This is a genomic window from Rhodomicrobium udaipurense JA643 (genome assembly GCF_000636015.1).
Classification (GTDB): Bacteria; Pseudomonadota; Alphaproteobacteria; order Rhizobiales; family Rhodomicrobiaceae; genus Rhodomicrobium; species Rhodomicrobium udaipurense.
Genome location: NZ_JFZJ01000035.1, coordinates 1 through 21,162 on the forward strand (window position 1 = coordinate 1; position 21,162 = coordinate 21,162).

Below are 21,162 nucleotides of genomic sequence, written 5' to 3' on the forward strand. Positions count from 1 at the left end.
CGGCCGAATGCGACAACGCGCTATCGATGGCGTGCGCCTCGCGGACGCTTCTCACCTCGCGCTCGAACACGAAGCCGCGATCGATACCGCGACTCCACGACCAGCCTTGCTCCGCCTCCTCGGACAGCGCCTTCATCCGCTCGACCACCTTGTCGGCGAGCCGCCCGGCCTCCTCCTCGTCGTCATCGAGAAGCTTCGGATTGAGAAGGCCCGCGATGGCGGCCTGCTCAACAACGGCGCGCGAATAGCGCATATGCATCCCGTCGAGCACATGGCTGAAGGATCGTGCACGCTCCACGGCCTGACGCAGATCGCGGCCCGAGCGGCGCTCGCCGTTGTCGTTCACAAACACCGAGCCTTCCAGCCCGCCGTCGATCAGGAAGTCCTCGAAGGCGCGCTGATCCTTGAGATAATTCTCGGAGCTGCCGCGCTTCACCTTATACAGCGGCGGCTGAGCGATGTAGATATGCCCCGACTCGATGAGTTGCGGCATTTGCCGATAGAAGAACGTAAGCAACAACGTGCGGATATGGGCACCGTCGACGTCGGCGTCGGTCATGATAATGATACGGTGATAGCGCAACTTCGCGATGTCGAAGTCGTCGCGGCCGATGCCGGTGCCAAGCGCCGTGATGAGCGTGCCGATTTCCTGGCTCGACAGCATCTTGTCGAAGCGCGCGCGCTCAACATTGAGGATCTTGCCGCGGAGCGGCAGCACGGCCTGATTGGAACGGTCGCGGCCCTGCTTGGCCGAGCCACCTGCGCTGTCGCCCTCGACGAGGAACACTTCCGATTTCGCGGGATCGCGCTCTTGGCAGTCGGCGAGCTTGCCGGGTAGGTTCGCCACGTCGAGAACGCCCTTGCGGCGAGTGAGTTCGCGCGCCTTGCGAGCCGCCTCGCGGGCCGCCGCCGCTTCCGCCACCTTGAGCAGGATCAGCTTGCCTTCGACCGGATGCTCCTCGAACCATGTGCCGAGGATGTCCGTCATGATGCTTTCAACGGCGGGCCGCACCTCGGACGAAACAAGCTTGTCTTTCGTCTGGCTGGAGAACTTCGGGTCAGCCACCTTCACCGACAGCACGCAGGTCAGACCTTCGCGCGCGTCGTCGCCGGTGAGCTGAACTTTTTCCCTCTTCGCCACGCCGGTCGCTGCGGCGTAGGTGTTGATGGTGCGCGTGAGCGCCGCGCGGAAGCCCGCCAAGTGCGTGCCGCCGTCGCGCTGCGGGATGTTGTTCGTGAAGCAGAGCACGTTCTCGTGGTAGCCGTCGTTCCACCACAGCGCGGCTTCCACGGCGACTCCCTCGCGTTCCGCCCTGACGAAAACCGGCACCGGGAATAAAGGCGTTCTCGCGCGGTCGAGATATTGCACGAAGGCTTTGAGCCCGCCCTCATACTTGAATTCGCTCTTGACCGGCTCGACGCCGCGCAGATCGTTGAGCCTGATGTAGACGCCGGAGTTCAGGAAGGCGAGTTCGCGCAGGCGGAATTCAAGCGTCGCATAGTCGAAGTCGACCATGGTGAAGGTCGCCGGGCTTGGCGTGAAGGTCACGCGTGTGCCGCGAAGATCCGGCGCCGGGCCGACGATCTTCAGCGGTTCGACCGGAACGCCGTCCGCGAACGCCATGAAATGCTCGTGGCCGCTACGCCAGATCGTGAGTTCAAGCCGCGTCGACAGGGCATTCACCACCGACACGCCCACACCGTGCAGGCCGCCCGACACCTTGTAGGAATTCTGGTCGAACTTGCCGCCCGCATGGAGCTGCGTCATGATGACTTCGGCGGCGGAAACGCCTTCCTGCGAATGGATTTCCGTCGGAATGCCGCGTCCGTTGTCTTCCACCGTGACGGAGCCGTCGGCGTTCAACGTGACCGACACATAATCCGCATAACCGCCCAGCGCCTCGTCGATGGCGTTGTCCACCACCTCGTAGACCATGTGGTGGAGGCCCGAGCCGTCGTCCGTGTCGCCGATATACATGCCGGGGCGCTTGCGCACCGCATCGAGGCCCTTGAGAACCTTGATGCTCTCCGCGCCATAGGCTTCCACCTCAGCGTCCCTGCGTCTTGCTGCTTCCATCAATGCACCTGGTTGGGCCGCCCGGTGGGCGGCGAAGACATTCTCTTATTTAGTGTTTCGCAGCGCGTTCTGCATCATTCGCGGGCATTATAGTGCCGTTTGAAACAACGAAAAGCTGCGTTTCTGTGGCATTTCGCAAGGGAGTGAACGTGGCGAGATCCGTCCCCGTCATCCACACCTGTGCGTTGAGCGCGACGATAGACGAAAACAGCGCCTCGCGGCGGCCGATGTCGAGATGCGCGGCGATTTCATCGAGCAAAATCAGAGGCGCAATCCCGCCCGCCGCGCGCTTGATGAGCCTCGCCTGCGCCAGCACGAGGCCGACGAGCAGCGCCTTCTGCTCGCCCGTCGAGCACATTCTGGCGGGCATCGCCTTCGGCCCGTGGGCCACGTCGAGGTCAGAGCGGTGCGGACCGGACAGCGTGCGCCCTGCCGCTCGGTCGCGGTCGCGGCCTTGCGCGAGAGCGCGGGCGTATCCGTCGCGCATTTCGTCCCGCATGGCGTCTTCCGAAAGCGCGGCCGCCTGTTCCTCCAGCGTGCCGTTGAGGGTAAGCGCCGCCCACGGGAAAAGCGAGTCCGGATCGCGGGTGCGCTCCGCTTCGATCTCGCCGGAAAGCGCCGCAATGGCTCGCGCCCGCGCGACCGCCATCGCTACGGCCGCCTCTGCCATCTGCGCTTCGATGGCGGTCAGCATCGGCGGCGAATCGAACTCTTCGAGCGCCTTGTTGCGCTGCCGCATGGCGCGCTCGAAAGCTGCGGCGGTAGCGCCATAGCCGGGGTCGAGGCTCAGCACCAGCCGGTCGAGGAAGCGGCGGCGCTCGGCTGCCGGGCCGGTGAAGAGCCCGTCCATCGACGGCGTGAGCCACAGCATCCGGATACGAGCCAGCGAGCCCGAGCCCTTAGCGAGCGCGTGGTCGATCTTGACGGTGCGCGCCGCGCGGGCGGTCAGCATCCCATCAGGCGGGAGCTGGATGCCGGTGCCGATATGCAGGTCATCACCCGCCACGCCAAGCTCGGCCGCGACGGCCCAGCCGCCCGATCCGCCGCTCCGCGCAAGCTCGGGGAAGGGCAACGAGCGAAGCCCGCGCCCCGCGGTCAGCAGCGACACCGCTTCGAGGCAGTTCGTCTTGCCCGCGCCGTTCGCCCCGGCGAGCACGACGGGGCCGGGTCCGGTTACGAGCGTCACCGCCCTATAATTGCGGAAGTCGGTGAGCGTCAGTCTGGCGATGGCGATTCGGTCGGTTGCGGGCATCGGGGTCCGTGCGGTGGCGCCAGTGTTGCTGACGCTCGCGGTCGCCTTGGATTGTTCTAACGCGTTGATTTTTTTCACACTCGCTGGCGCACCGTCATGTAAAATTCGAAACTTCACTAATTAGTTGCCCGTGCTCTTGAGGCGCATGCGTTCGCTTGAGAGCGTCCAGCAATGAGTACCAAAAATTTGCGCCAGAGCACTAGAGCGTTTCCGCAAAGTCGGCGTCCGATTTTGCGAGAAGATCATGCTCCAATTGGAACTTGGAGCGTTTGCGGTCCATCAAGCGATGCGCACTCGTCGATTGTCCCTTTGCAGCGTGCGCCCGACCAAACTTGCTAGTGATTTTCTGATTTCAGAACTTGCTTGCTGCGAAAAACGGAATGCACAGGCTGGAATAGATGACTAGATAAGCCGGTCTCAAAAAAGGCTGATCGACAACGAAAACTCACAGCGTCGTGCCACGACTAGTTTACGGCGCGACGCAGTAAGAGTGTTTCGCGCGAAATGGAGACGCGTCAAAGCAAAAAACCGAGCCTTTCTTGGCCATCCCGCGCCGACGAGCGTCACGTGCGATAACGACGCCTAAGCCACGCTCCATCAATCGCTGAAGAGTTTGACGCTTTTCACGATCTGGTGCGAACGATCAGCTTATTCGATTCGCTCAAACGCGCATCGGCATGAGCACATACAGCGCGGACGCGTCCGTCTCGTCTGAAATCAGCGTTGGCGAGGAGCCATCCGCAAGCTTGAACAGCGCCTTCGTGCCGTCGATCTGGCCGGTGATATCGAGCAGATAGCGGGCGTTGAAGCCAATTTCGAGCGGCTCGTCTTGATACTCCGCCGAAATCTCCTCGGTCGCCGAGCCTGACTCGGGATTGTTCGCCGATACGACGAGGCGTCCCTCGGCCGCATTGAGCTTCACCGCCCTGCCCTTCTCGGAGGAGAGGGTCGACACGCGGTCGACAGCCTTCACGAGATCTGCGTTTTCGAGCGACAGGAGCTTCTTGTTCGTTGTCGGTATGACGCGGGCATAATCGGGGAATGAGCCGTCAATCAGCTTCGATGTGAGCACAACGTCGCCGACAGCGAAGCGAATTTTCGCTGGCGACAGCGTCACCTCGACCGGCGCGGCGCCCGATTCGAGCAGCTTGATCACTTCGCCGACCGCCTTGCGGGGAACGATCACGCCGGGCATTCCGGCTGCGCCAGCCGGACATGCTGTCTCGACCTGCGCAAGACGATGACCGTCTGTCGCCACCGCGCGGAGCTTCCCGCCCTCCGGGCCATCGACCGCGTGGAGATAGATACCGTTCAGGTAATAGCGCGTCTCTTCGGTGGAGATGGCGAAGCGCGCCTTTTCGAACAAGCGCTTGAGTTCGCCGCTGTCGACGGTGAAGCTTGTCGGTAATTCGGTCTGCCCCATGTCGGGGAAGTCGTCGGCGGGCAGAATCGCCAGTTCGAAGCTCGCGCGCCCGGCGGCCACCTTGAGGCGCCCCTCCTCGCCCTTTCGCTCGATACGGATCTCCGCGCCGTCCGGGAGTTTCCGAACGATATCGTGCAGCGTATGCGCGGGCACCGTCACCGCGCCCGTCACCTCGACCTTTGCAGGCACCGCTTCGACCGCCTCCATGTCGAGGTCGGTCGCCTTGAACGTGAGCCCACCGTCGCGATCCGCACCGATCAGGATGTTGCTCAGGATCGGTATGGTGTTCCGCCGCTCGACGATTCCCGTGATATGCCCCAGCGCGCGGAGCATTGCGTTCCGATCGACAACAAAGCGCATTAAAAACTACCCCCGCTGAAGCGGTGTTCTCCTTGTTAGGCAAGCATTTGAAGGCTGCGGCAACGAAGAGTCAAGCGCAGCCCGAGCGGCTCGTCAGACGTTGCCGTCCTTCAGCATTCGAGAGAGCGAATCGAGTTCATCCTTCAGGACGCCATCCGCCTGTTTCAGCGACTCGATCTTGCGAATCGCGTGCAGCACGGTTGTGTGGTCGCGTCCACCGAAACGACGGCCGATTTCCGGCAGCGAGCGCGAGGTAAGCGTCTTCGCCAGATACATGCCGATCTGGCGTGGCCGCACGATGGACTGGTTGCGGCGGCTGGACAGCAGATCCCCGCGCTGAACGCCGTAATGCTTCGCGACGATGCGGAGAATGTCGTCGATCTTGACGCGCTTCGGCTCCTTGGAGCGGATCAGATCGCCGATGGTATTTTCAGCCGCATCCACCGTCACCTTTTCGCCGGTGAGCTGCCAAGTCGCGTGCAAGCGCGTGATCGCGCCCTCAAGCTCGCGGCCATTTTCGGTGAGCTGGGTTGCGAGATATTCGAGCACGTCGCCTGGCACTTCGAACCCGCGCGAGAGCGAAATCTTCTCGGCTGCCCGGCGCTGCAGGATCTTGAGCCGCAGGTCGAAATCGAGCGCCGACATCTCCGCGACGAGGCCGCCCGAGAGGCGCGACCGCATCCGCGCGTCGAAGCTTTCCAGCAGCAAGGGCGCACAGTCCGCCGCGACGACCACCTGCTTGCCGCCGTCGATGAGCGAATTCAGCGTGTGGCAGAATTCCTGCTGGAAGGTTCTCCCTTGCAGGAATTCCATGTCGTCGATGATGAGGAGGTCGATGGTACGCAGCTTTTCCTTGAACGCGGGCGCGTCGCGCGTCTGAAGCGCTTCGGCGAAGCTGTACATGAAGCGCTCGGCGGTGAGGTAGAGCACCTTGGCGTTCGGGTTGCGCGCTTTCATTTCCCACGCGATGGCATGGAGAAGGTGCGTTTTGCCCATGCCGACGCGCGCATGAATATAGAGCGGATTGTACTTCAGGGGCTGTTCGGGGGTGCTTTCGGCGACCTGAAACGCCGCCGCGTGCGCGAGGCGGTTCGGCGAACCGACGACAAAGGACTGGAAGGTGTAACGCGGGTCGAGCGGCGACCCCTCGAAACCTTCGAGCCCTGTGCGGCCGTCGCGGACAGGCGTGCTGATGACGCGAAGCGGAACGTTGGAGGAAGGGGTGGTCTGCGTCTTGGGCGCGGCCGACTCCGCGATGGCAACCGTCGCCGATGGCTTTTTCTCGACCGGAGCGAGATGAGGCTGGCGAACGCGAAATTCGAGGCGATTCACACCGTTCAGTTCGGTCCCGCAGCAGGCGAGCAGCTTGTCGGAATAGTGGGATTGCAGCCAGTTGCGCAAAAACTTAGTCGGAACAGAAACCTGCACCACGCGTCCATCGCAGGAGTCCAACTCGACGCGGCCGAACCAGCTCGTAAAGACGTCTTCGCCGAGTTCGGCGCGCAGGCGGCTTTGTATACGCCGCCATTTGTGTTCGATCGACGTCTGTTCGATCGAAGAGGTTGTCGAGAGATTAAGGGCTTCCATTTCAACATCCTCGCGGCCCGCTCGGGGCCTCAGCGTTTCATCGGATATGTTTGCTCGGCCTTGGAAATACGCGCTACGCCGCGAAGGCGAGCGCCCGGCCGTCGTCAATATCGAGCACAGCGTCCTGATGGCCGGGAATGACCGGTGTCAGAAAACGATGCGGCCTCGCCGCTTTTCCGGGGCGCCGTCGTGAGATCAGGCTGGAAGGACGATCCGGCTTATGCTGGGAAGGATGGCTGGCCGTGGCGGGCGCGAAGACCGCGTCGGCAAGATCGGAAGCCAGGTTTTGAAACTCCCTCGACGCAACATAGGCCTTCCAGGGAAGGGAAGGGTGCTCGGCCTTCAAGGCTTCGACGCGGTGGCGGCTGCGAGGCCGCGACACGAGTCCGTGCGCATGATCCGAGAGAACCGGTCGCATATGGCGCGTCACCGGCAGTTTCCACGCATATACACATACCGATTGCGGCAGTGCCGCGATGCATTCACTTCGCATACGTCTTCCTCCCGCCCAATGCCTTGCGGACAGAAGGTGAACACGAATCCGGACAGAGTCCGGCGCGCACCGACTATCCATTGCCTGATCATGGACATCGCGCTTCACCCGTGGAGGCCACTCCACCTGGCTTAGCTCGGTACGCATTACAAGGTTACACTTTCAGGAGGGGAACAACCCCCGTTCGGAGATCCAACAATACAAAGGCTGGCGCTCCGGCGCAAGTGGGCTCCCTCTCTGCCCAAGCTCCAAATACACACGTCAAGATTGCATTTGAAGCGTCCCGTCCAAGCGCAAAATGGCTCGCAAGCGACTGGAATCGTTAATGATTCGTTTACTTCTGCGTCGACACAAAAAATGCGGGGCTGCCTGTTGGCGGCTCCCGCATTGGTTGCTGATTTTCGTCGATCGCATAAGCGCATTTAGCCCAGCGCGACGGGTGCTTCCGCACGCTGAGTGCTAAGCATTTGAAATCATTATAAAATTCGCTCCGGCTGTTCGGCGGTAGCGAAACTCTCGCTTAAGTCACTGATGCAATTTCGCATCAGGCCCTGAGGATTCTAGGCCGCCTGGCCAAGAGCCTTGATGCGAGCCGACAGCCGGGAAATCTTGCGAGACGCGGTGTTCTTGTGAAGGATGCCCTTCGACGCCGAGCGCATGATCTCGGGTTGCGCCTCGCGCAGCGCCAGATTCGCGGCTTCCTTGTCACCGGAGGCGATCGCTTCTTCGACCTTGCGCACGAAGGTGCGCACGCGGCTCTTGCGCGCCTTGTTGACCAGCGTGCGGCGTTCCGCCTGACGGGCGGCTTTCTTGGCCGATTTCGTATTTGCCATATGACGTAGTCCTCTCGCGAGCGAACAACCCGCGCCTTCGAGCTTTTTCGGGAATGAAAAACCGTGTCCGCTAGCCCCATGGGCAGCAACCTGCCCTGCATATACCCGCGAAGCAAGCAAGCGTCAATGTCGGGCGGCGTCAAGCCTCGCTTCTCCGGTGGAGCCGCTCCGGCTTCAGGAGCCGAGACCGTTGAGCGCCACCGCGCGCGGATTGCGTGGCCCGTCATCGATCCACACCGGCTCTATCTTGACCACAAGCAAGGCAATCAGCAAGAGCGCGATGTAGAAAAGACCGATCGTGCCGATCATATCCGACACGCTGCCCACCTCGTCGCTGTCTTCCTTGCCGCCGCGATCTTTTCCGTAACGCATCGACCCTCTCCCAAACGACGCGAATGACAAGAATGTCACTTGCAAGACTAAGGTATAAGAAGGGGGTCTGAGAAGTCTTAAGTTCTGGCGATGCCGTTCGGACGCGCGTTCTTGTCCTCCAGCGCAAGCAGCATCTCGCGGTCGAGCGTGAAGCCGCTGGCGATGAACCGCTCTTCGAGGTAGCGCAGATGCGCGCCGAGCCCCGGACCGGGCAACCAGCCTTCGTTCAACAGATCCGCACCGTTGACCGGGAATTTGGGGCGCTGCCATTCGCGCGGCAATTCGGCCGCGAATCGCCATGCCGCATCGTCAATCGGCGCGCCGGACGCGGCCCAGCCGATCAGCACGCTGCCGAGATAGGTGCGCGCGCCGATTCGATAGAGCAGCGTTTCGAGATCCCGCTTGGCGAGCGGCGCGCGGAACCACGGCGCCACGGAAGCGAGCCCCATGAGGTCGTTTCGCTCGTCGTTCGACAGGCGCAGCTTGCCCGCGAGCCGCTCGGCATCCTCCTCGACGAAGATTGAGAGCGCGGCGAGTCGGTACATCGGATCGGGCATCAGCTTGAGCTGGGCCTCGATCGCGGCGATGCGGTCGAATCGGCTGCGCCGCGCGATGCCGCCGAGCACGATGAGCAAAAGCCCGCTCTCGTCCATGATGCGAATCGCGTCCGGCGCGCGCACCGTCACGAGGATGCGCAAGATCTCCGCGCGAACGCGTTCCGCCGAGAGACGCTTCAATCCATGGCGCTCGCGAATCGCGGCGGCCACGCCGTCTGCATCGAAGTCGCCATTTGCGTAGTCCGCGCTGAAACGGAAGAACCGCAGGATTCGCAGATAATCTTCACGAATGCGGGTATCCGCGTCGCCGACGAACCGCACACGCCGTGCGAGAAGATCCGGCAGGCCATCGAGGGGATCATGCACCGCGCCGGTCGCGTCCGCGTAAAGGGCGTTCAGCGTGAAATCGCGGCGGCGGGCATCCTCTGCCCAGTCATCGCCGAAAGCCACCGTCGCGCGCCGTCCGTCGGTATCGACATCGCGGCGCAACGTCGTCACCTCGAAGGGAACGCCGTCCACCACGAGCGTGATCGTGCCATGGTCGATGCCGGTCGGCACCGTCTTGATCCCGGCGGCGGCCGCCAAACGCAGCGTATCGTCGGGCTTCGCGGTCGTCGCGAAATCGACCTCCAGGACAGGCTCTTCGAGAAGCGCGTTGCGCACCGCGCCGCCGACCGCGCGCACCTCGAAACCTTCGCGGTTGAGGCAGTCGAACACGGCCCGCACCTCGCGCGCACGGAACCACGCCGCATCCGCCACTGTCACATTATCAAGCTTGGTCATCTGTCGTCGCCCTCGTCTCGCGGGGCATACAGCCTTTCGTAAAGATTGTGCAACATCGCCGCCGTCGCGCCCCAGATGAAACGCTCCTCGAATTGCATCGCGTGGAACAGGATGCGGTAGTCCTGCCAGTTGAGTAAATGGCGCAGATGGTTCTGCTCGTTCATGAGGAAGGAGAGCGGCACCTCGAAAACGTCCGCCACCTCGTTCGGCTCCGGCTCGGCCACGAAGGACGGGTCTATCAGCCCCATCACGGGGATGACGCGAAAGCCCGTGCCCGTGTTGTGCAGGTCGAGCAACGCGAGCGGCTTCACAAACTCCGGGAAAAGGCCGATCTCCTCGCGCGCCTCACGCAGAGCGCTGTGGACGGGTGTCGGATCGGACTTCTCGATCTTGCCGCCGGGAAACGCCACCTGCCCCGCATGCGCCGACAGATGCGCCGTGCGCAGCGTGAGCAGCACCGTCACCTCGGGTTCGCGCGCAACGATGGGGACCAGCACCGCCGCCATGCGCCATTTCTCCGGCGGAAGGAGAAATTCGAGCCTTAAATTTGCGTTAGGATTGCCGGTCTCGTCGAGCCGCCGCCCCGCATCGATGCCGTAGGTGACCGGCTGTTCGGTCATCCAGACGGCCTTTTCGAGGGCTATGCCGCGCGACTCCGCCAGGGCAGCGAAACCTGTTGGCGAAAAAGGACTTAAATCAAGCTCGGGCACGTGCGCCGAAAGCCCCGCCATGGGCACCGTCTCCACAAAACGAACAAATTGATGCAGCGCTCTTCCAGGATGGGAGCCGCTGTCGAGGGCGCGCCGCCCGGCATTAAGCCTGCCGCCCGGCGGTTGTATCACCGGGACGCGGCAGCATATAGTCTCATATCGAAGTGCGTCTCAACTCAGCAGGTTTCAATCGATGCTGCATCCCTCCGAGCCGGACATCGTTTCCCGCGTCGACGACATTCGCGCGAAGGTTGCGCGCGTCAAGGATTCGATATCCCGCGTCATCTTCGGGCAGGATGCCGTCATCGAGCTTGTGCTCGTCAACATCCTGTCCGGCGGCCACGCGCTCCTGATAGGCGTGCCCGGCCTCGCGAAAACCTCGCTCGTCGAGGCGCTCGGCGCGGCGCTCGGACTTGACGCAAAACGCATCCAGTTTACGCCCGACCTCATGCCGTCCGATATTGTCGGCACCGAAGTGCTGGAGGAGAAAGACGGCCGGCGCACCTTCCGCTTCGTGCCGGGGCCGGTCTTCGCGCAGCTTCTGATGGCGGACGAGATCAACCGCGCCAGCCCGAAGACGCAATCCGCGCTGCTTCAGGCGATGCAGGAACAGCAAGTTACCTACGCCGGACAGACTTATGCGCTGCCCGCGCCCTTCTTCGTGCTCGCGACGCAAAACCCGCTTGAGCAGGAAGGCACTTATCCTCTCCCCGAGGCGCAGCTCGATCGCTTCCTGCTTCAGGTGGACGTGTCCTATCCCGACGCGACCGCCGAGCGCCGCATGCTCTATTCCACCACCGGCACCGAAGACCGCACCGTGCAGCCCGTGCTGACGGCGGCGGAGGTGATCGCGGCGCAGCAACTCGTGCGCCAGATCCCGGCGGGCGACAGCGTGGTTGACGCCATCCTCACCCTGGTCCGTTCCGCGCGTCCGAATACGCCGGAAGCCGGGCCGCGCGTGAACGAACTCGTCGCATGGGGGCCGGGGCCGCGCGCGAGCCAGTCGCTCATGCTCACCGTCCGCGCCCGCGCGCTGCTCGACGGCCGCTTCGCGCCCTCCATAGACGATGTGATCGCGCTTGCAAAACCCGTGCTGCGACACCGCATGGCGCTGACCTTCGGCGCGCGCACGGAAAACGTCACCGTCGACGAGGTCATCGACTCCCTTCTCGCAAAGCTGAAATAGGCGGGGTCACACCCTTTGACGTCGGCGTCGGAACTTCTTTCGCGGCCATCGGCCCTCGCCCTTGAAGGCGCATCGCAGGATCTCGTGGCCAAGCTGCCCGCGCTTCTGATGGAGGCGCGGCGCGTGGCGATCACGGTCGCGCAGGGAACGCATGGGCGTCGGCGCGCGGGGCCCGGCGAAACCTTCTGGCAATACCGCACGTTCGAGGCGGGCGATCCGTCCGCGCTGATCGACTGGCGGCGTTCGGCCAGTTCGAGCCACCTCTATGTTCGCGAACGCGAATGGGAGGCGGCGCACACGGTCTGGATCTGGATCGACCTTTCGCCCTCCATGATGTTTCGCTCGCACCTCGCGCCGCAGTCGAAGGCCGAGCGCGCGGTCGTGCTAGCGCTGGCACTGGCAACGCTTCTGTCGGAAGCGGGCGAGCGCGTGGGCATTCCCGGCCTCATGGAGCCGAAGACGAGGCGAAACGCCGCCACCGCGATGGTCGAAGCGATCGCGCGGGGCATCGGCGCGCTGGGCGGCCTGCCGGAAGGCGGGCGGCGCGTCAGCCGTCATTCGGAGATCGTGATTTTCAGCGATTTCCTTGAGCCGGAAGCATCGCTCGCGGCGCGTTTCGCCCTACTCGCGCGCCAGGGTTCACGCGGCCACCTCATGCGCATCCTCGATCCCGCCGAGGAAAGCCTTCCCTATCAGGGGCGCGTCGATTTCGTGGACGCCGAAAGCGGCGAACACTACGTTGCGGAGCGCGCTGAAAGCCTGCGTGACGATTATCGCGCAAGGCTCGCCGCTCACAAGGCCGCCATCGCCCAGCACGCCCATTCAGTCGGCTGGTCGCCCTTTCTGCATCACACCGACCGCGCCGCGACGGAACCGCTGCTTGCGCTTCACATGCATCTGTCGGGGCTCGAAAAAGCCTACCGTGCGACAGGCTTCGTGAAGGGCCAACCGCAGGCGGGGAACGATCCATGATCGCAGCGCTTCAATCGCTGAGTTTTTCTGCGCCGTGGATGCTGGCGGGGCTCGCCGCGCTGCCGCTGATCTGGTGGCTGCTCCGCGCGACGCCGCCGCGCCCGGACACTGTCTCCTTCCCGCCGACCTCCATCCTGATCGGCCTGAAGCATCGCGAAAAGACGCCGGTTCGCAGCCCGTGGTGGCTGACCGCCTTGCGCATTCTGGTTGCAGCAGCCGTGATCGGCGCGCTCGCCGGTCCGCATATCAAGCCGCCAGCGACCGCCAGCGCCACGCTCGCGCAACCGCTCCTCGTCGTGGTGGATAATGGTTGGCAAAGCGCGAGCCGCTGGGCCGCGCGCCGCGCCTTCGCCGAGCAACTCGCAGTGCTCGCGGACGAAAGCGGGCAGACGATTTATCTCGCCGCAACAGCCGGGCCATCCGCGCCGCTTCAACCGCTGACGCCGGTAGAATATCGCCAGCGCTTCGCTTCGCTCGTCCCGCAGCCGTACCCCGGCGACCGCGCGGGGCTCGCTGCGCAGGTAGAGCGCGAGCTTGGAGCGCGGGGCAAGATTTCCGTGGCGTGGCTCGCGGACGGCATCGAAGATAGCGGCACCGCGGCGCTCAACAAGGCGCTGGCGACCGTGGCCACCGGCGGTGTGATCGATCTCTACGGCGATCCGGACGGCGCAGGTGCGCTCGCGCTGACGCGCGCGGCCTCCGCGAATGCCGGGCCGATCACGGCGAAGGTCTTGAAAGCCGAATCCTCGCCGCACAGCGGTCAGGTCGCGGCGGTGACCGGGCGCGGCGAGCGCCTGTCGGTCGCGCCCTTCGATCTCAAGAGCGGCGTATCCTCGGCGGAAGTCGCCTTTGACCTGCCGCTGGACCTTCGCAATCAGGTGGCGCGGCTTGAAATCGTGGGCGAGGCGTCGGCGGGCGGCGTGTTTCTGCTCGACGGGCGCTCGCAGCGCCGCCGCGTGGGCCTCGTCGCGACCGAAGGTAACGACGATGCGCAGCCGCTGCTGTCTCCGACCTACTATCTCGAACGCGCGCTGACGCCCTTCGCGGAGATCGTTCGCCCGCGCACCGCAAATCTCGATGTCGCGACCGCCGATCTCGTCGCGGCGAAGCCGTCGGTGATTATCCTCTCCGACGTTGGCCGCCTGTCTGGCGCCGTGCGCGAGCGGCTCCGCGCCTTCGTCGAGGACGGCGGCATGCTGATCCGCTTCGCTGGGTCGAGGCTCGAACAGGGCGGCGACACGCTTCTTCCCGCGCCGTTGCGCGAAGGCGGGCGCACTCTCGGCGGCGCGATGACATGGACGTCGCCGCAGACGCCTGCAGCCTTCGAGGAGGAGTCGCCGTTCAACCGGCTGGCGATCCCGAAGGATGTCGCCGTGACGCGGCAGGTGCTTGCAGACCCGGCCCAAATGCCGCGCGAAACGAAGGTATGGGCGCGTCTTTCCGACGGAACGCCGCTCGTAACGGCGGCGAGGCGCGGTGCCGGAACTTTAGTCTTTTTTCACATTACCGCGAACCCGGATTGGTCTAATCTACCTATTTCGGGTCTTTTCGTGGAGATGATGCGTAAAACTCTTGAAGCGTCGCCGTTACAGCTTTCCCGGGCCACGAGCGCAGAGGCCGTTCCTGGCGACATGCAGGCGGCTGCCCTCGGTCAGGATGTCCCGCTGAAGCCGTGGCGCGTTCTCGACGGGTTCGGCAAGCTCGGCGTTCCGGGCGAACGCGCGCAGCCGATCGCAGCGAGTGCCGCCGATACCGCCCGCGTCAGCGCTGCCAACCCACCCGGACTTTACGGCCCGCAGAATGCCGTCCGCGCGTTAAACACCGTCCAGGACGGCGACGCCTTCGCGGCACTCAAGGCAGTCGACGGGGCGCGCGTCGCAGTTTTCACCGAGGCGAAAACCATCGCACTCGCGCCGTGGCTTTTCCTCGCCGCGCTCTGCCTCTTCCTGCTCGACGGCATCGCCTGCGCCCTTTTCCTCGGTCGAAGCGCACCGCGCTGGCGGAAACCCGCCGCCGCTGCGCTCGCGCTTGGCCTCGTTTTCGGCCTCGTACCGGAGTCGCGCGCCGAAGCCCGCGCCGCCGCACCAAACGCCACCGCAAGCGCGTCCGGTCTGTCGAGCGAAGCGGCAGCCTTCGCCATGGCGGCCTCGCTCGAAACGCGTTTCGCCTATGTCCTCACGGGCAACGCGGAAGCCGACCGCGTGAGTCAGGCCGGTCTAGCGGGGCTCTCGCGCATCCTCTCCGCGCGCACGGCGGTGGAGCCGGGCGAGCCTATCGCCGTCGATCCCGCGAAGGACGAACTCGTGTTCTTCCCGCTCATCTACTGGCCCGTGATGGCGAATGCGGAGCCGCTGCCGGATCATGTGCTCGCGAAAGTGGACGCCTACATGAAGCAGGGCGGCCTTATCATTTTCGACACCAAGAACGAAGAGGCGAGCCCCGAGAGCCTCCTCGCACGCGGCGGCCGTACGCCACTCGCGCAGCTTCTCGGCAAGCTCGACATTCCGCCGCTCCAGCGCGTTCCCGACGATCACGTGCTGACGCGGTCCTTCTACCTCCTGCAATCCTTCCCCGGCCGCTGGGACAATGGCGATCCATGGGTGGAAGCGCGTCAGCAGTCGGGCGATGCGGCGCGGCGCGGCGTGAAGTCGGACGGCGTCAGCTCGCTCATCGTCACGTCGAACGATCTCGCCTCCGCCTGGGCGATGGATGATAGCGACCGGCCTATGTTCGCAGTGGTGCCGGGCGGCGAGGATCAGCGCGAGATGTCGTATCGCGTCGGCGTCAACATCGCGATGTACGCGCTGACGGGGAACTACAAGGCCGATCAGGTCCACGTGCCCGCCATCCTCGAACGGCTGGGGCATTAGGCGAAACATGAATTGGTCGTTCGAGTTTTTCCCGTTTTTCCCGCACGAGGTGCTGATCACCCTCGGCGTTGCGTGCCTCGTTGTGCTCGCGCTCTCCGCGTGGCGGAACCGGCGCGGCCTGTTTCTGCGCGCGCTCGCGCTTGCCTGCCTCCTGCTCGCGCTCGTCAATCCCAATCTCAAGAACGAGGTGCGCCAGCCTCTCGCCAACATCGCGGTGGTGGTGGTGGACGAAAGCTCCAGCATGCAGCTTGCCGGTCGCGCCGACCGCGCTCGCGACATCGAAGCCGCGCTGAAGGAGAAATTCGCGCAGGTTCCCGATCTCGAAGTGCGCTGGGTGCATGCCACGCCGACCGACCAGCAAGGCGGCGAATCGACGGAGCTGTTCGCCGCCCTCGACAAGGCCATGGGCGACATCCCGCCGGGGCGCGTGGCGGGCGCGGTGTTCATCACCGACGGACAAATTCACGACGTGCCGCAGGACAAGGCGCGGCTCGGCTTCGATGCGCCGGTTCATGCGCTGATCGCGGGCGCGCCGGACGAAAAGGACAACCGCATCGAGGTCGTCTCAGCCCCGCGCTTCGGCCTCGTCGGTTCCGAACAGACGGCCGAAATTCGCGCGGAGAAGAGCGGCAAAAGCGGCGCTGGGCTGGCGACGATCTTCGTGCGCCGCGCCTCCGGGCCGGTGGAGACCATCAGCGCGCCTTACGGCAAGACGGTGCCCATCAGGATGCGCTTCGACCGCGCGGGGCCTAACATCGTCGAGGTGGATCTGAAGCCGGAGCCGGGCGAACTCACGACGATCAACAACAAGACCGTCATTCAGGCGCAGGGCGTGCGCGAGAATTTGCGGGTGCTGCTGGTGTCGGGCGAGCCTCATGCGGGCGAACGCACGTGGCGCAATCTGCTGCGTTCCGACGCGGCGGTGGACCTTGTGCATTTCACCATCCTGCGACCGCCGGAAAAGCATGACGGCACGCCGATCGACCAGCTTTCGCTCATCGCGTTCCCCACGCGCGAGCTGTTCTCCGAGAAGCTGAGCCAGTTCGATCTCATCATTTTCGACCGCTATCAGCGTCGCGCGGTGCTGCCGATGATCTATCTCGATAACGTCGCGCGCTACGTCGAACATGGCGGCGCGGTGCTCGTGGCGGCGGGCGCGGATTACGCTTCGCCCGTAAGCCTCGCGCGGACGCCGCTCGGCGCCGTGCTGCCCGCGCGCCCGACGGGACGCGTTGTTGAGGAACCGTTCCGCCCGTCGATCACCAAGGAAGGCGAGAAGCACCCCGTCACGGCCGGGCTTCCCGGCGCGCCGAAGAAGGATGGGCAGGAGCCGAAATGGGGCCATTGGTTCCGGGTGATCGACAGTCAAGCCGAGCGCGGCGAAGTGGTCATGAGCGGTGCGGAAGGCAAGCCCCTGCTCGTGCTCGACCGGCGCGGCGAGGGCCGCGTGGCGCTTCTGCTCTCCGATCATGCCTGGCTGTGGGCGCGCGGCTATGAAGGCGGCGGACCGCATGTCGACCTGCTGCGTCGCCTCGCGCACTGGCTCATGAAGGAGCCCGACCTCGAAGAAGAGGCGCTTTCCGCGCGCGCCGGCCGCAGCGACATCACCATCGAGCGCCGCACCGTGAAGAGCGAAATCGGCGAGGCGACGCTCACCCTGCCATCCGGCAAGGAGGTGAAGGTCGCGCTCGACGAAACCGCGCCGGGGCGGTTCTCGAAGACGGTTGCGACGAACGAGGCGGGCGTGCATCGCATCGCCATGGACGGGCTGACCGCCGTCGCCATCGCGGGCGACCTGAATGCGCCCGAGTTTCGCAAGGTGATCGCCACCGACGAGCCGATGCGCCCAATCCTGAACAAGACGGGCGGCGGCGCGTTTTACCTCGGCGGCACGATGGATGCGCCCGCGAAGGACGTGCCGTCGATATCCATGGTGAAATCCGGCCATCGCTTTGCGGGCGGCACGTGGCTCGGCCTCAAGGCGCAGGACGCGTTCGAGGTCAAGGCTGTATCCTATACGCCGCTCGTGGCGGGTTTCGCCGCGCTCGGGCTCGCGCTCGGCCTGCTCGCGCTGACGTGGTATCGCGAAGGACGTTAGGCTGCGTTACCGGTCGTTCAGCGGCCTGCTCGGTGGATGCAAAACAGGCCGTTTAACGCCATCTGAAACAACGAGCATCAAGCAGGCTTCTGTTCGCAGACCGTCAAAATGGCAAGCAGGACCGTTTACGAATCGGATTGCGGCGCAATCACCCCGGAGACGCCGCCGACCCGGCGAGCAATCCGCCGTCGATGCTCAATTCCGCGCCTGTGATGTAGGTCGCCTCGTCGGATGCGAGGAGCACGGCAACAGCGGCAACCTCGCTAGGCAACCCGAAGCGCTTCAGCGGCGTGTCCGCAACGAGCGCCCGCATCCGCGCCTCGCGTTCCGGGCCTTGGCCAAGCATCGGCTCCCACATGGGCGTCAGAATCGCGGCCGGGTGAATGGAGTTGCAGCGGATTTTCCACCCCTGTTGGGCGCAGTAAAGCGCGACGGTTTTCGTGTGGTTGCGAATGGCGGCTTTTGATGACGCGTAAGCGGCGGCCAGCGGTATGCCGACAAGGCCGGAGCTGGAGCCAGTTCCCCGCGCCTTCATCGCGCCGATGGCATACCTGCACCCGAGGAAAGTGCCGTCGAGATTAACGCGGTGGACGGAATGCCACGCGTCGAGCGTCGCATGTTCGGGGTCATGGGCGGCAGCGCCTTCCTCGAACCCGGTTATACCGGCGTTGTTGACGACGACATCGGCCACCGGCACGAGTTCAGCCAGCGCGGCCCAATCGTCCTCGGCGCTCACGTCGAGCCGGTGGAACGCGCAGCCTATTTCGGACGCCGTGGCGACGCCCGCAACCTCATCCTTGTCGGTCGCGATAACGACCGCGCCCTCCGCCTGAAATGCTTCAGCTATGGCGCGGCCAATACCGCGCGCTGCGCCGGTGACGACGCAAATCTTGCCAGTAAGTCTTTGCATGATGGTCCTGTCGATTGGGCTGGTGAGCGGATCGCTCCGCAAGCGAGATGCGCTTTTCCGCCTTAGCGGTGCCCGTGGACCATCTGCAAGATCCTCCCCGAAAAGTGCGCCCGCAGCCTACTCCGCCGCGACGCGCGCCTTGTGCTGCGCGTGGAACGCGTCGATCCGAGCTTCCATCTCGTGCCGGAAGTGCCGGATCAGGCCTTGCACCGGCCACGCGGCGGCATCGCCGAGCGCGCAGATGGTGTGGCCTTCGATCTGCTTCGAGACATCCCAAAGCATATCGATCTCGGCGTGTTCCGCGCGGCCTTCGACCATGCGCTCCATGACGCGCCACATCCAGCCCGTACCCTCGCGGCATGGCGTACACTGGCCGCAGCTTTCGTGCTTGTAGAAGTACGAAAGGCGGGAGATGGCCTTCACGATGTCGGTGGACTTGTCCATGACGATCACCGCCGCCGTACCGAGGCCGGAGCCGACTTTCCGCAAGCTGTCGAAGTCCATGCCGAGGTCGTTGCACATATGCGCGGGCACGCAGGGCACCGACGAGCCGCCGGGGATGATGGCGAGCAGATTGTCCCAGCCGCCGCGTACGCCGCCCGCATGCTTATCCACGAGTTCACGGAAGCTGATGCCCATTTCCTCTTCGACGTTGCAAGGCCGCTCGACGTGCCCCGAAATGCAGAACAGCTTCGTGCCCGTGTTGTTCGGCTTGCCGAGCGCCGCGAACCATGCCGCCCCGCGCCGCAGAATGTCGGGCACGACTGCGATCGATTCGACGTTATTGACCGTCGTCGGCGCGCCCCACAGGCCCGCATTGGCCGGGAACGGCGGCTTCAGACGGGGCTGGCCCTTCTTGCCTTCGATGCTTTCGAGCTGCGCCGTTTCCTCGCCGCAGATATAGGCGCCCGCGCCGTGGTGGACGTAGATATCGCAGTCCCAGCCGTTGATGTTGTTTTTGCCGATAAGGCGCGCCTCATAGGCCTGATCGATGGCCGCTTGCAGGCGCTGGCGCTCGCGGATGAACTCGCCGCGAATGTAGATGTAGACGACGTTCGCCCGCATCGCGAAAGCGCCGATGAGCGAGCCCTCGATGAGAAGGTGCGGATCGTGGCGGATGATTTCTCGGTCTTTGCAGGTGCCGGGCTCGGATTCGTCGGCGTTCACCACGAGGTAATGCGGGCGGCCGTCCGACTTCTTGGGCATGAACGACCATTTCATGCCGGTGGAGAAGCCCGCGCCGCCGCGACCGCGCAGCCCGCTCGCCTTCATCTCCTCGATGATCCAGTCCTGGCCCTTTTCGAGGATCGCCTTCGTGTTGTCCCAAGCGCCGCGCTCGCGCGCGCCCTTCAGGCCCCAGTCGTGCTGTCCGTAAAGGTTCTTGAAGATGCGGTCTTTATCGGAAAGCATGCTCAGTCCTTATCCTTCGGCTCGGTCTCGCGTCCAGCCGCATCGGGGGCCACGCCGCCCGGCGTATTCGTTTCATTAAGAGCCTTTGCGGCCGCGAGCCACTCTGCCGTCTTGCCCTTGAACCGAGGATAGCGCGTTTCGATCCATTCCACATCCTCAGCCGTGAGGCGGCCGACCTGCCCGTAGCGGGTGATGCCGATGGCGTTCAGCGCGTGTTGCGCGTCGGGGTCGAGGTCTACGAGCTTGGTAAGATCGTCCGGCTCGCCCTCAGGCCGCTCGAAGCGCGCGCTCTCTTCCGCAACCTTCTCCACATCGCCGGATTTCGCTTCGGGCGGCTGAACCGGGGATGCGGCTTCGACCGCGCCCTGAACCTCCGCCAGCGTCTGCGCTTCCTCGGCGGCGCGCTCCGTCTGCGGCTCCTGCTTCCCGTCATCCTCGAACAGAAGCGTGGTCGGCCCGCCTTCCGGGGCCGAAAACTGGCGCCCGATCTGCGAGCCGGGCTTCACCTCGCGCCCACGCCTGAGCCCCGACAGCACCGCTTCGAAGTTTTCCGGCGTCAGATCTTCGTAATAATCGTCGTTGATCTGCACCATTGGCGCGTTCACGCACGCACCGAGGCACTCAACCTCGACCCACGAGAACACGCCTTCGGGCGTCACCTCGCGCTCGTCGCCGATCTCGCGCTTGCAGACCTTCTTGATGTCTTCCGCGCCGCGAAGCATGCAGGGCGTCGTGCCGCAAACCTGCACATGATAGCGACCGACCGGCGACAGGTTGAACATCGAATAAAAGGTCGCGACCTCATACACGCGGATATAAGGCATGCCGAGAAGATCGCCGACATAGCGAATCGCCGGCTCCGGCAGCCACCGATCATTCTGCTCCTGCGCGCGCCACAACAGGGGCAGCACGGCGGCCTGATGGCGGCCTTCGGGGTATTTCTTGATCTGCTCCTTCGCCCACGCGAGATTTTCAGGCGTGAATTCGAAGTCGCTCGGCTGGTTCGGATCGAGGCGTCGGACGGACATGCGGGTTCCCAGAAGTTCTAGTACAGTGAACTTTTCATTTGATTCACCTGTGCTGCTGGCATCGTTATCAAATGTAGAATTCGAAACTGCACTAGAAATCAATGATGCCAGTGCTCTTCAGGCGTACGTTTGCTTGCGCGCGCGGGGGTAGTCCAAACGTATGCGACAGAGCACTTGCTGGTTAATAACCGAGATGCGCCGAGTTCGCCAGAGGTTAAGCGGGCGCAGGGCGTAGGAATAT

The 21,162-nt window shown here is 64.2% G+C and carries 16 protein-coding genes; 4 read left to right on the top strand and 12 right to left on the bottom strand.

Going from position 1 to position 21,162, the window contains the following annotated elements; all coding sequences use genetic code 11:
• The 9 genes from T281_RS07280 to T281_RS07320 form a co-directional block, all read right to left on the bottom strand.
• On the bottom strand, positions 1-2,077 hold a 2,077-nt coding region (locus T281_RS07280; protein WP_037236611.1), incomplete at its 3' end, for a DNA gyrase subunit B.
• A gap of 49 nt (positions 2,078-2,126) precedes the next feature.
• Positions 2,127-3,329 (bottom strand): DNA replication/repair protein RecF, encoded by a 1,203-nt coding sequence (gene recF / locus T281_RS07285; protein WP_037236614.1) that lies wholly within the window; start codon positions 3,327-3,329, stop codon positions 2,127-2,129.
• 661 nt (positions 3,330-3,990) lie between these two features.
• Positions 3,991-5,112, bottom strand: a complete 1,122-nt coding sequence (gene dnaN / locus T281_RS07290) for a DNA polymerase III subunit beta (RefSeq protein ID WP_037236566.1) — start codon at positions 5,110-5,112, stop codon at positions 3,991-3,993.
• 93 nt (positions 5,113-5,205) lie between these two features.
• Positions 5,206-6,699 (bottom strand): chromosomal replication initiator protein DnaA, encoded by a 1,494-nt coding sequence (gene dnaA, locus T281_RS07295; RefSeq protein WP_052037226.1) that lies wholly within the window; start codon positions 6,697-6,699, stop codon positions 5,206-5,208.
• A 73-nt stretch (positions 6,700-6,772) separates the two neighbouring features.
• Positions 6,773-7,117: a hypothetical protein gene (locus tag T281_RS07300; protein ID WP_155955148.1), complete on the bottom strand. Its 345-nt coding sequence runs from the start codon at positions 7,115-7,117 to the stop codon at positions 6,773-6,775.
• Between the two features lie 635 nt (positions 7,118-7,752).
• The gene (rpsT, locus tag T281_RS07305) at positions 7,753-8,025 is read right to left on the bottom strand and encodes a 30S ribosomal protein S20 (protein WP_013421211.1); all 273 of its coding nucleotides are present in this window, start codon (positions 8,023-8,025) and stop codon (positions 7,753-7,755) included.
• 174 nt (positions 8,026-8,199) lie between these two features.
• Positions 8,200-8,397: a hypothetical protein gene (locus T281_RS07310; protein WP_037236572.1), complete on the bottom strand. Its 198-nt coding sequence runs from the start codon at positions 8,395-8,397 to the stop codon at positions 8,200-8,202.
• Between the two features lie 77 nt (positions 8,398-8,474).
• Positions 8,475-9,737, bottom strand: a complete 1,263-nt coding sequence (locus tag T281_RS07315; RefSeq protein WP_037236576.1) for a CCA tRNA nucleotidyltransferase — start codon at positions 9,735-9,737, stop codon at positions 8,475-8,477.
• Complete coding sequence (locus T281_RS07320; RefSeq protein ID WP_052037222.1) at positions 9,734-10,468, bottom strand: CoA pyrophosphatase; 735 nt, start codon at positions 10,466-10,468, stop codon at positions 9,734-9,736. The genes T281_RS07315 and T281_RS07320 overlap by 4 nt, the downstream gene beginning before the upstream one ends.
• A gap of 172 nt (positions 10,469-10,640) precedes the next feature.
• Here T281_RS07320 and T281_RS07325 point away from each other — a divergent pair, with 172 nt between their 5' ends.
• Genes T281_RS07325 through T281_RS07340 form a run of 4 tightly spaced genes read left to right on the top strand, consistent with a single transcriptional unit; the run spans position 10,641 to position 17,573 of the window.
• Entirely contained in the window at positions 10,641-11,633 is a 993-nt protein-coding gene (locus T281_RS07325) for an AAA family ATPase (RefSeq protein WP_013421207.1), read from the top strand.
• Positions 11,634-11,648: 15 nt separating this feature from the next.
• The gene (locus T281_RS07330; RefSeq protein WP_037236579.1) at positions 11,649-12,605 is read left to right on the top strand and encodes a DUF58 domain-containing protein; all 957 of its coding nucleotides are present in this window, start codon (positions 11,649-11,651) and stop codon (positions 12,603-12,605) included.
• On the top strand, positions 12,602-15,475 hold the full coding sequence (locus T281_RS07335) for a DUF4159 domain-containing protein (RefSeq protein ID WP_037236582.1): 2,874 nt from the start codon (positions 12,602-12,604) through the stop codon (positions 15,473-15,475). Before T281_RS07330 ends, T281_RS07335 begins: the two co-directional genes overlap by 4 nt.
• Positions 15,476-15,482: 7 nt before the next feature.
• The gene (locus T281_RS07340; RefSeq protein ID WP_037236584.1) at positions 15,483-17,573 is read left to right on the top strand and encodes a membrane protein; all 2,091 of its coding nucleotides are present in this window, start codon (positions 15,483-15,485) and stop codon (positions 17,571-17,573) included.
• A gap of 148 nt (positions 17,574-17,721) precedes the next feature.
• On the opposite strand, the gene T281_RS07345 is transcribed toward T281_RS07340, so the two are convergent.
• From T281_RS07345 to nuoE, 3 genes are all read right to left on the bottom strand, one after another.
• Positions 17,722-18,483 (bottom strand): SDR family oxidoreductase, encoded by a 762-nt coding sequence (locus tag T281_RS07345; protein ID WP_037236589.1) that lies wholly within the window; start codon positions 18,481-18,483, stop codon positions 17,722-17,724.
• 117 nt (positions 18,484-18,600) lie between these two features.
• Entirely contained in the window at positions 18,601-19,893 is a 1,293-nt protein-coding gene (gene nuoF, locus T281_RS07350) for an NADH-quinone oxidoreductase subunit NuoF (RefSeq protein WP_037236592.1), read from the bottom strand.
• A 2-nt stretch (positions 19,894-19,895) separates the two neighbouring features.
• A complete protein-coding gene (gene nuoE, locus T281_RS07355) occupies positions 19,896-20,921 on the bottom strand; it encodes an NADH-quinone oxidoreductase subunit NuoE (RefSeq protein WP_037236595.1) in 1,026 nt (341 codons plus the stop codon).
• Positions 20,922-21,162 lie beyond the last annotated feature (241 nt).

What these genes read in the sequence shown, in the direction of transcription:
- T281_RS07300 (WP_155955148.1), bottom strand. Translation starts at nt 7,117, where the DNA reads ATGCGACCGGTTCTCTCGGATCATGCGCACGGACTCGTGTCGCGGCCT.
- T281_RS07325 (WP_013421207.1), top strand. Translation starts at nt 10,641, where the DNA reads ATGCTGCATCCCTCCGAGCCGGACATCGTTTCCCGCGTCGACGACATT.
- T281_RS07320 (WP_052037222.1), bottom strand. Translation starts at nt 10,468, where the DNA reads ATGGCGGGGCTTTCGGCGCACGTGCCCGAGCTTGATTTAAGTCCTTTT.
- T281_RS07340 (WP_037236584.1), top strand. Translation starts at nt 15,483, where the DNA reads ATGAATTGGTCGTTCGAGTTTTTCCCGTTTTTCCCGCACGAGGTGCTG.
- rpsT (WP_013421211.1), bottom strand. Translation starts at nt 8,025, where the DNA reads ATGGCAAATACGAAATCGGCCAAGAAAGCCGCCCGTCAGGCGGAACGC.
- T281_RS07310 (WP_037236572.1), bottom strand. Translation starts at nt 8,397, where the DNA reads ATGCGTTACGGAAAAGATCGCGGCGGCAAGGAAGACAGCGACGAGGTG.
- dnaN (WP_037236566.1), bottom strand. Translation starts at nt 5,112, where the DNA reads ATGCGCTTTGTTGTCGATCGGAACGCAATGCTCCGCGCGCTGGGGCAT.
- nuoE (WP_037236595.1), bottom strand. Translation starts at nt 20,921, where the DNA reads ATGTCCGTCCGACGCCTCGATCCGAACCAGCCGAGCGACTTCGAATTC.
- T281_RS07315 (WP_037236576.1), bottom strand. Translation starts at nt 9,737, where the DNA reads ATGACCAAGCTTGATAATGTGACAGTGGCGGATGCGGCGTGGTTCCGT.
- recF (WP_037236614.1), bottom strand. Translation starts at nt 3,329, where the DNA reads ATGCCCGCAACCGACCGAATCGCCATCGCCAGACTGACGCTCACCGAC.
- nuoF (WP_037236592.1), bottom strand. Translation starts at nt 19,893, where the DNA reads ATGCTTTCCGATAAAGACCGCATCTTCAAGAACCTTTACGGACAGCAC.
- dnaA (WP_052037226.1), bottom strand. Translation starts at nt 6,699, where the DNA reads ATGGAAGCCCTTAATCTCTCGACAACCTCTTCGATCGAACAGACGTCG.
- T281_RS07345 (WP_037236589.1), bottom strand. Translation starts at nt 18,483, where the DNA reads ATGCAAAGACTTACTGGCAAGATTTGCGTCGTCACCGGCGCAGCGCGC.
- T281_RS07335 (WP_037236582.1), top strand. Translation starts at nt 12,602, where the DNA reads ATGATCGCAGCGCTTCAATCGCTGAGTTTTTCTGCGCCGTGGATGCTG.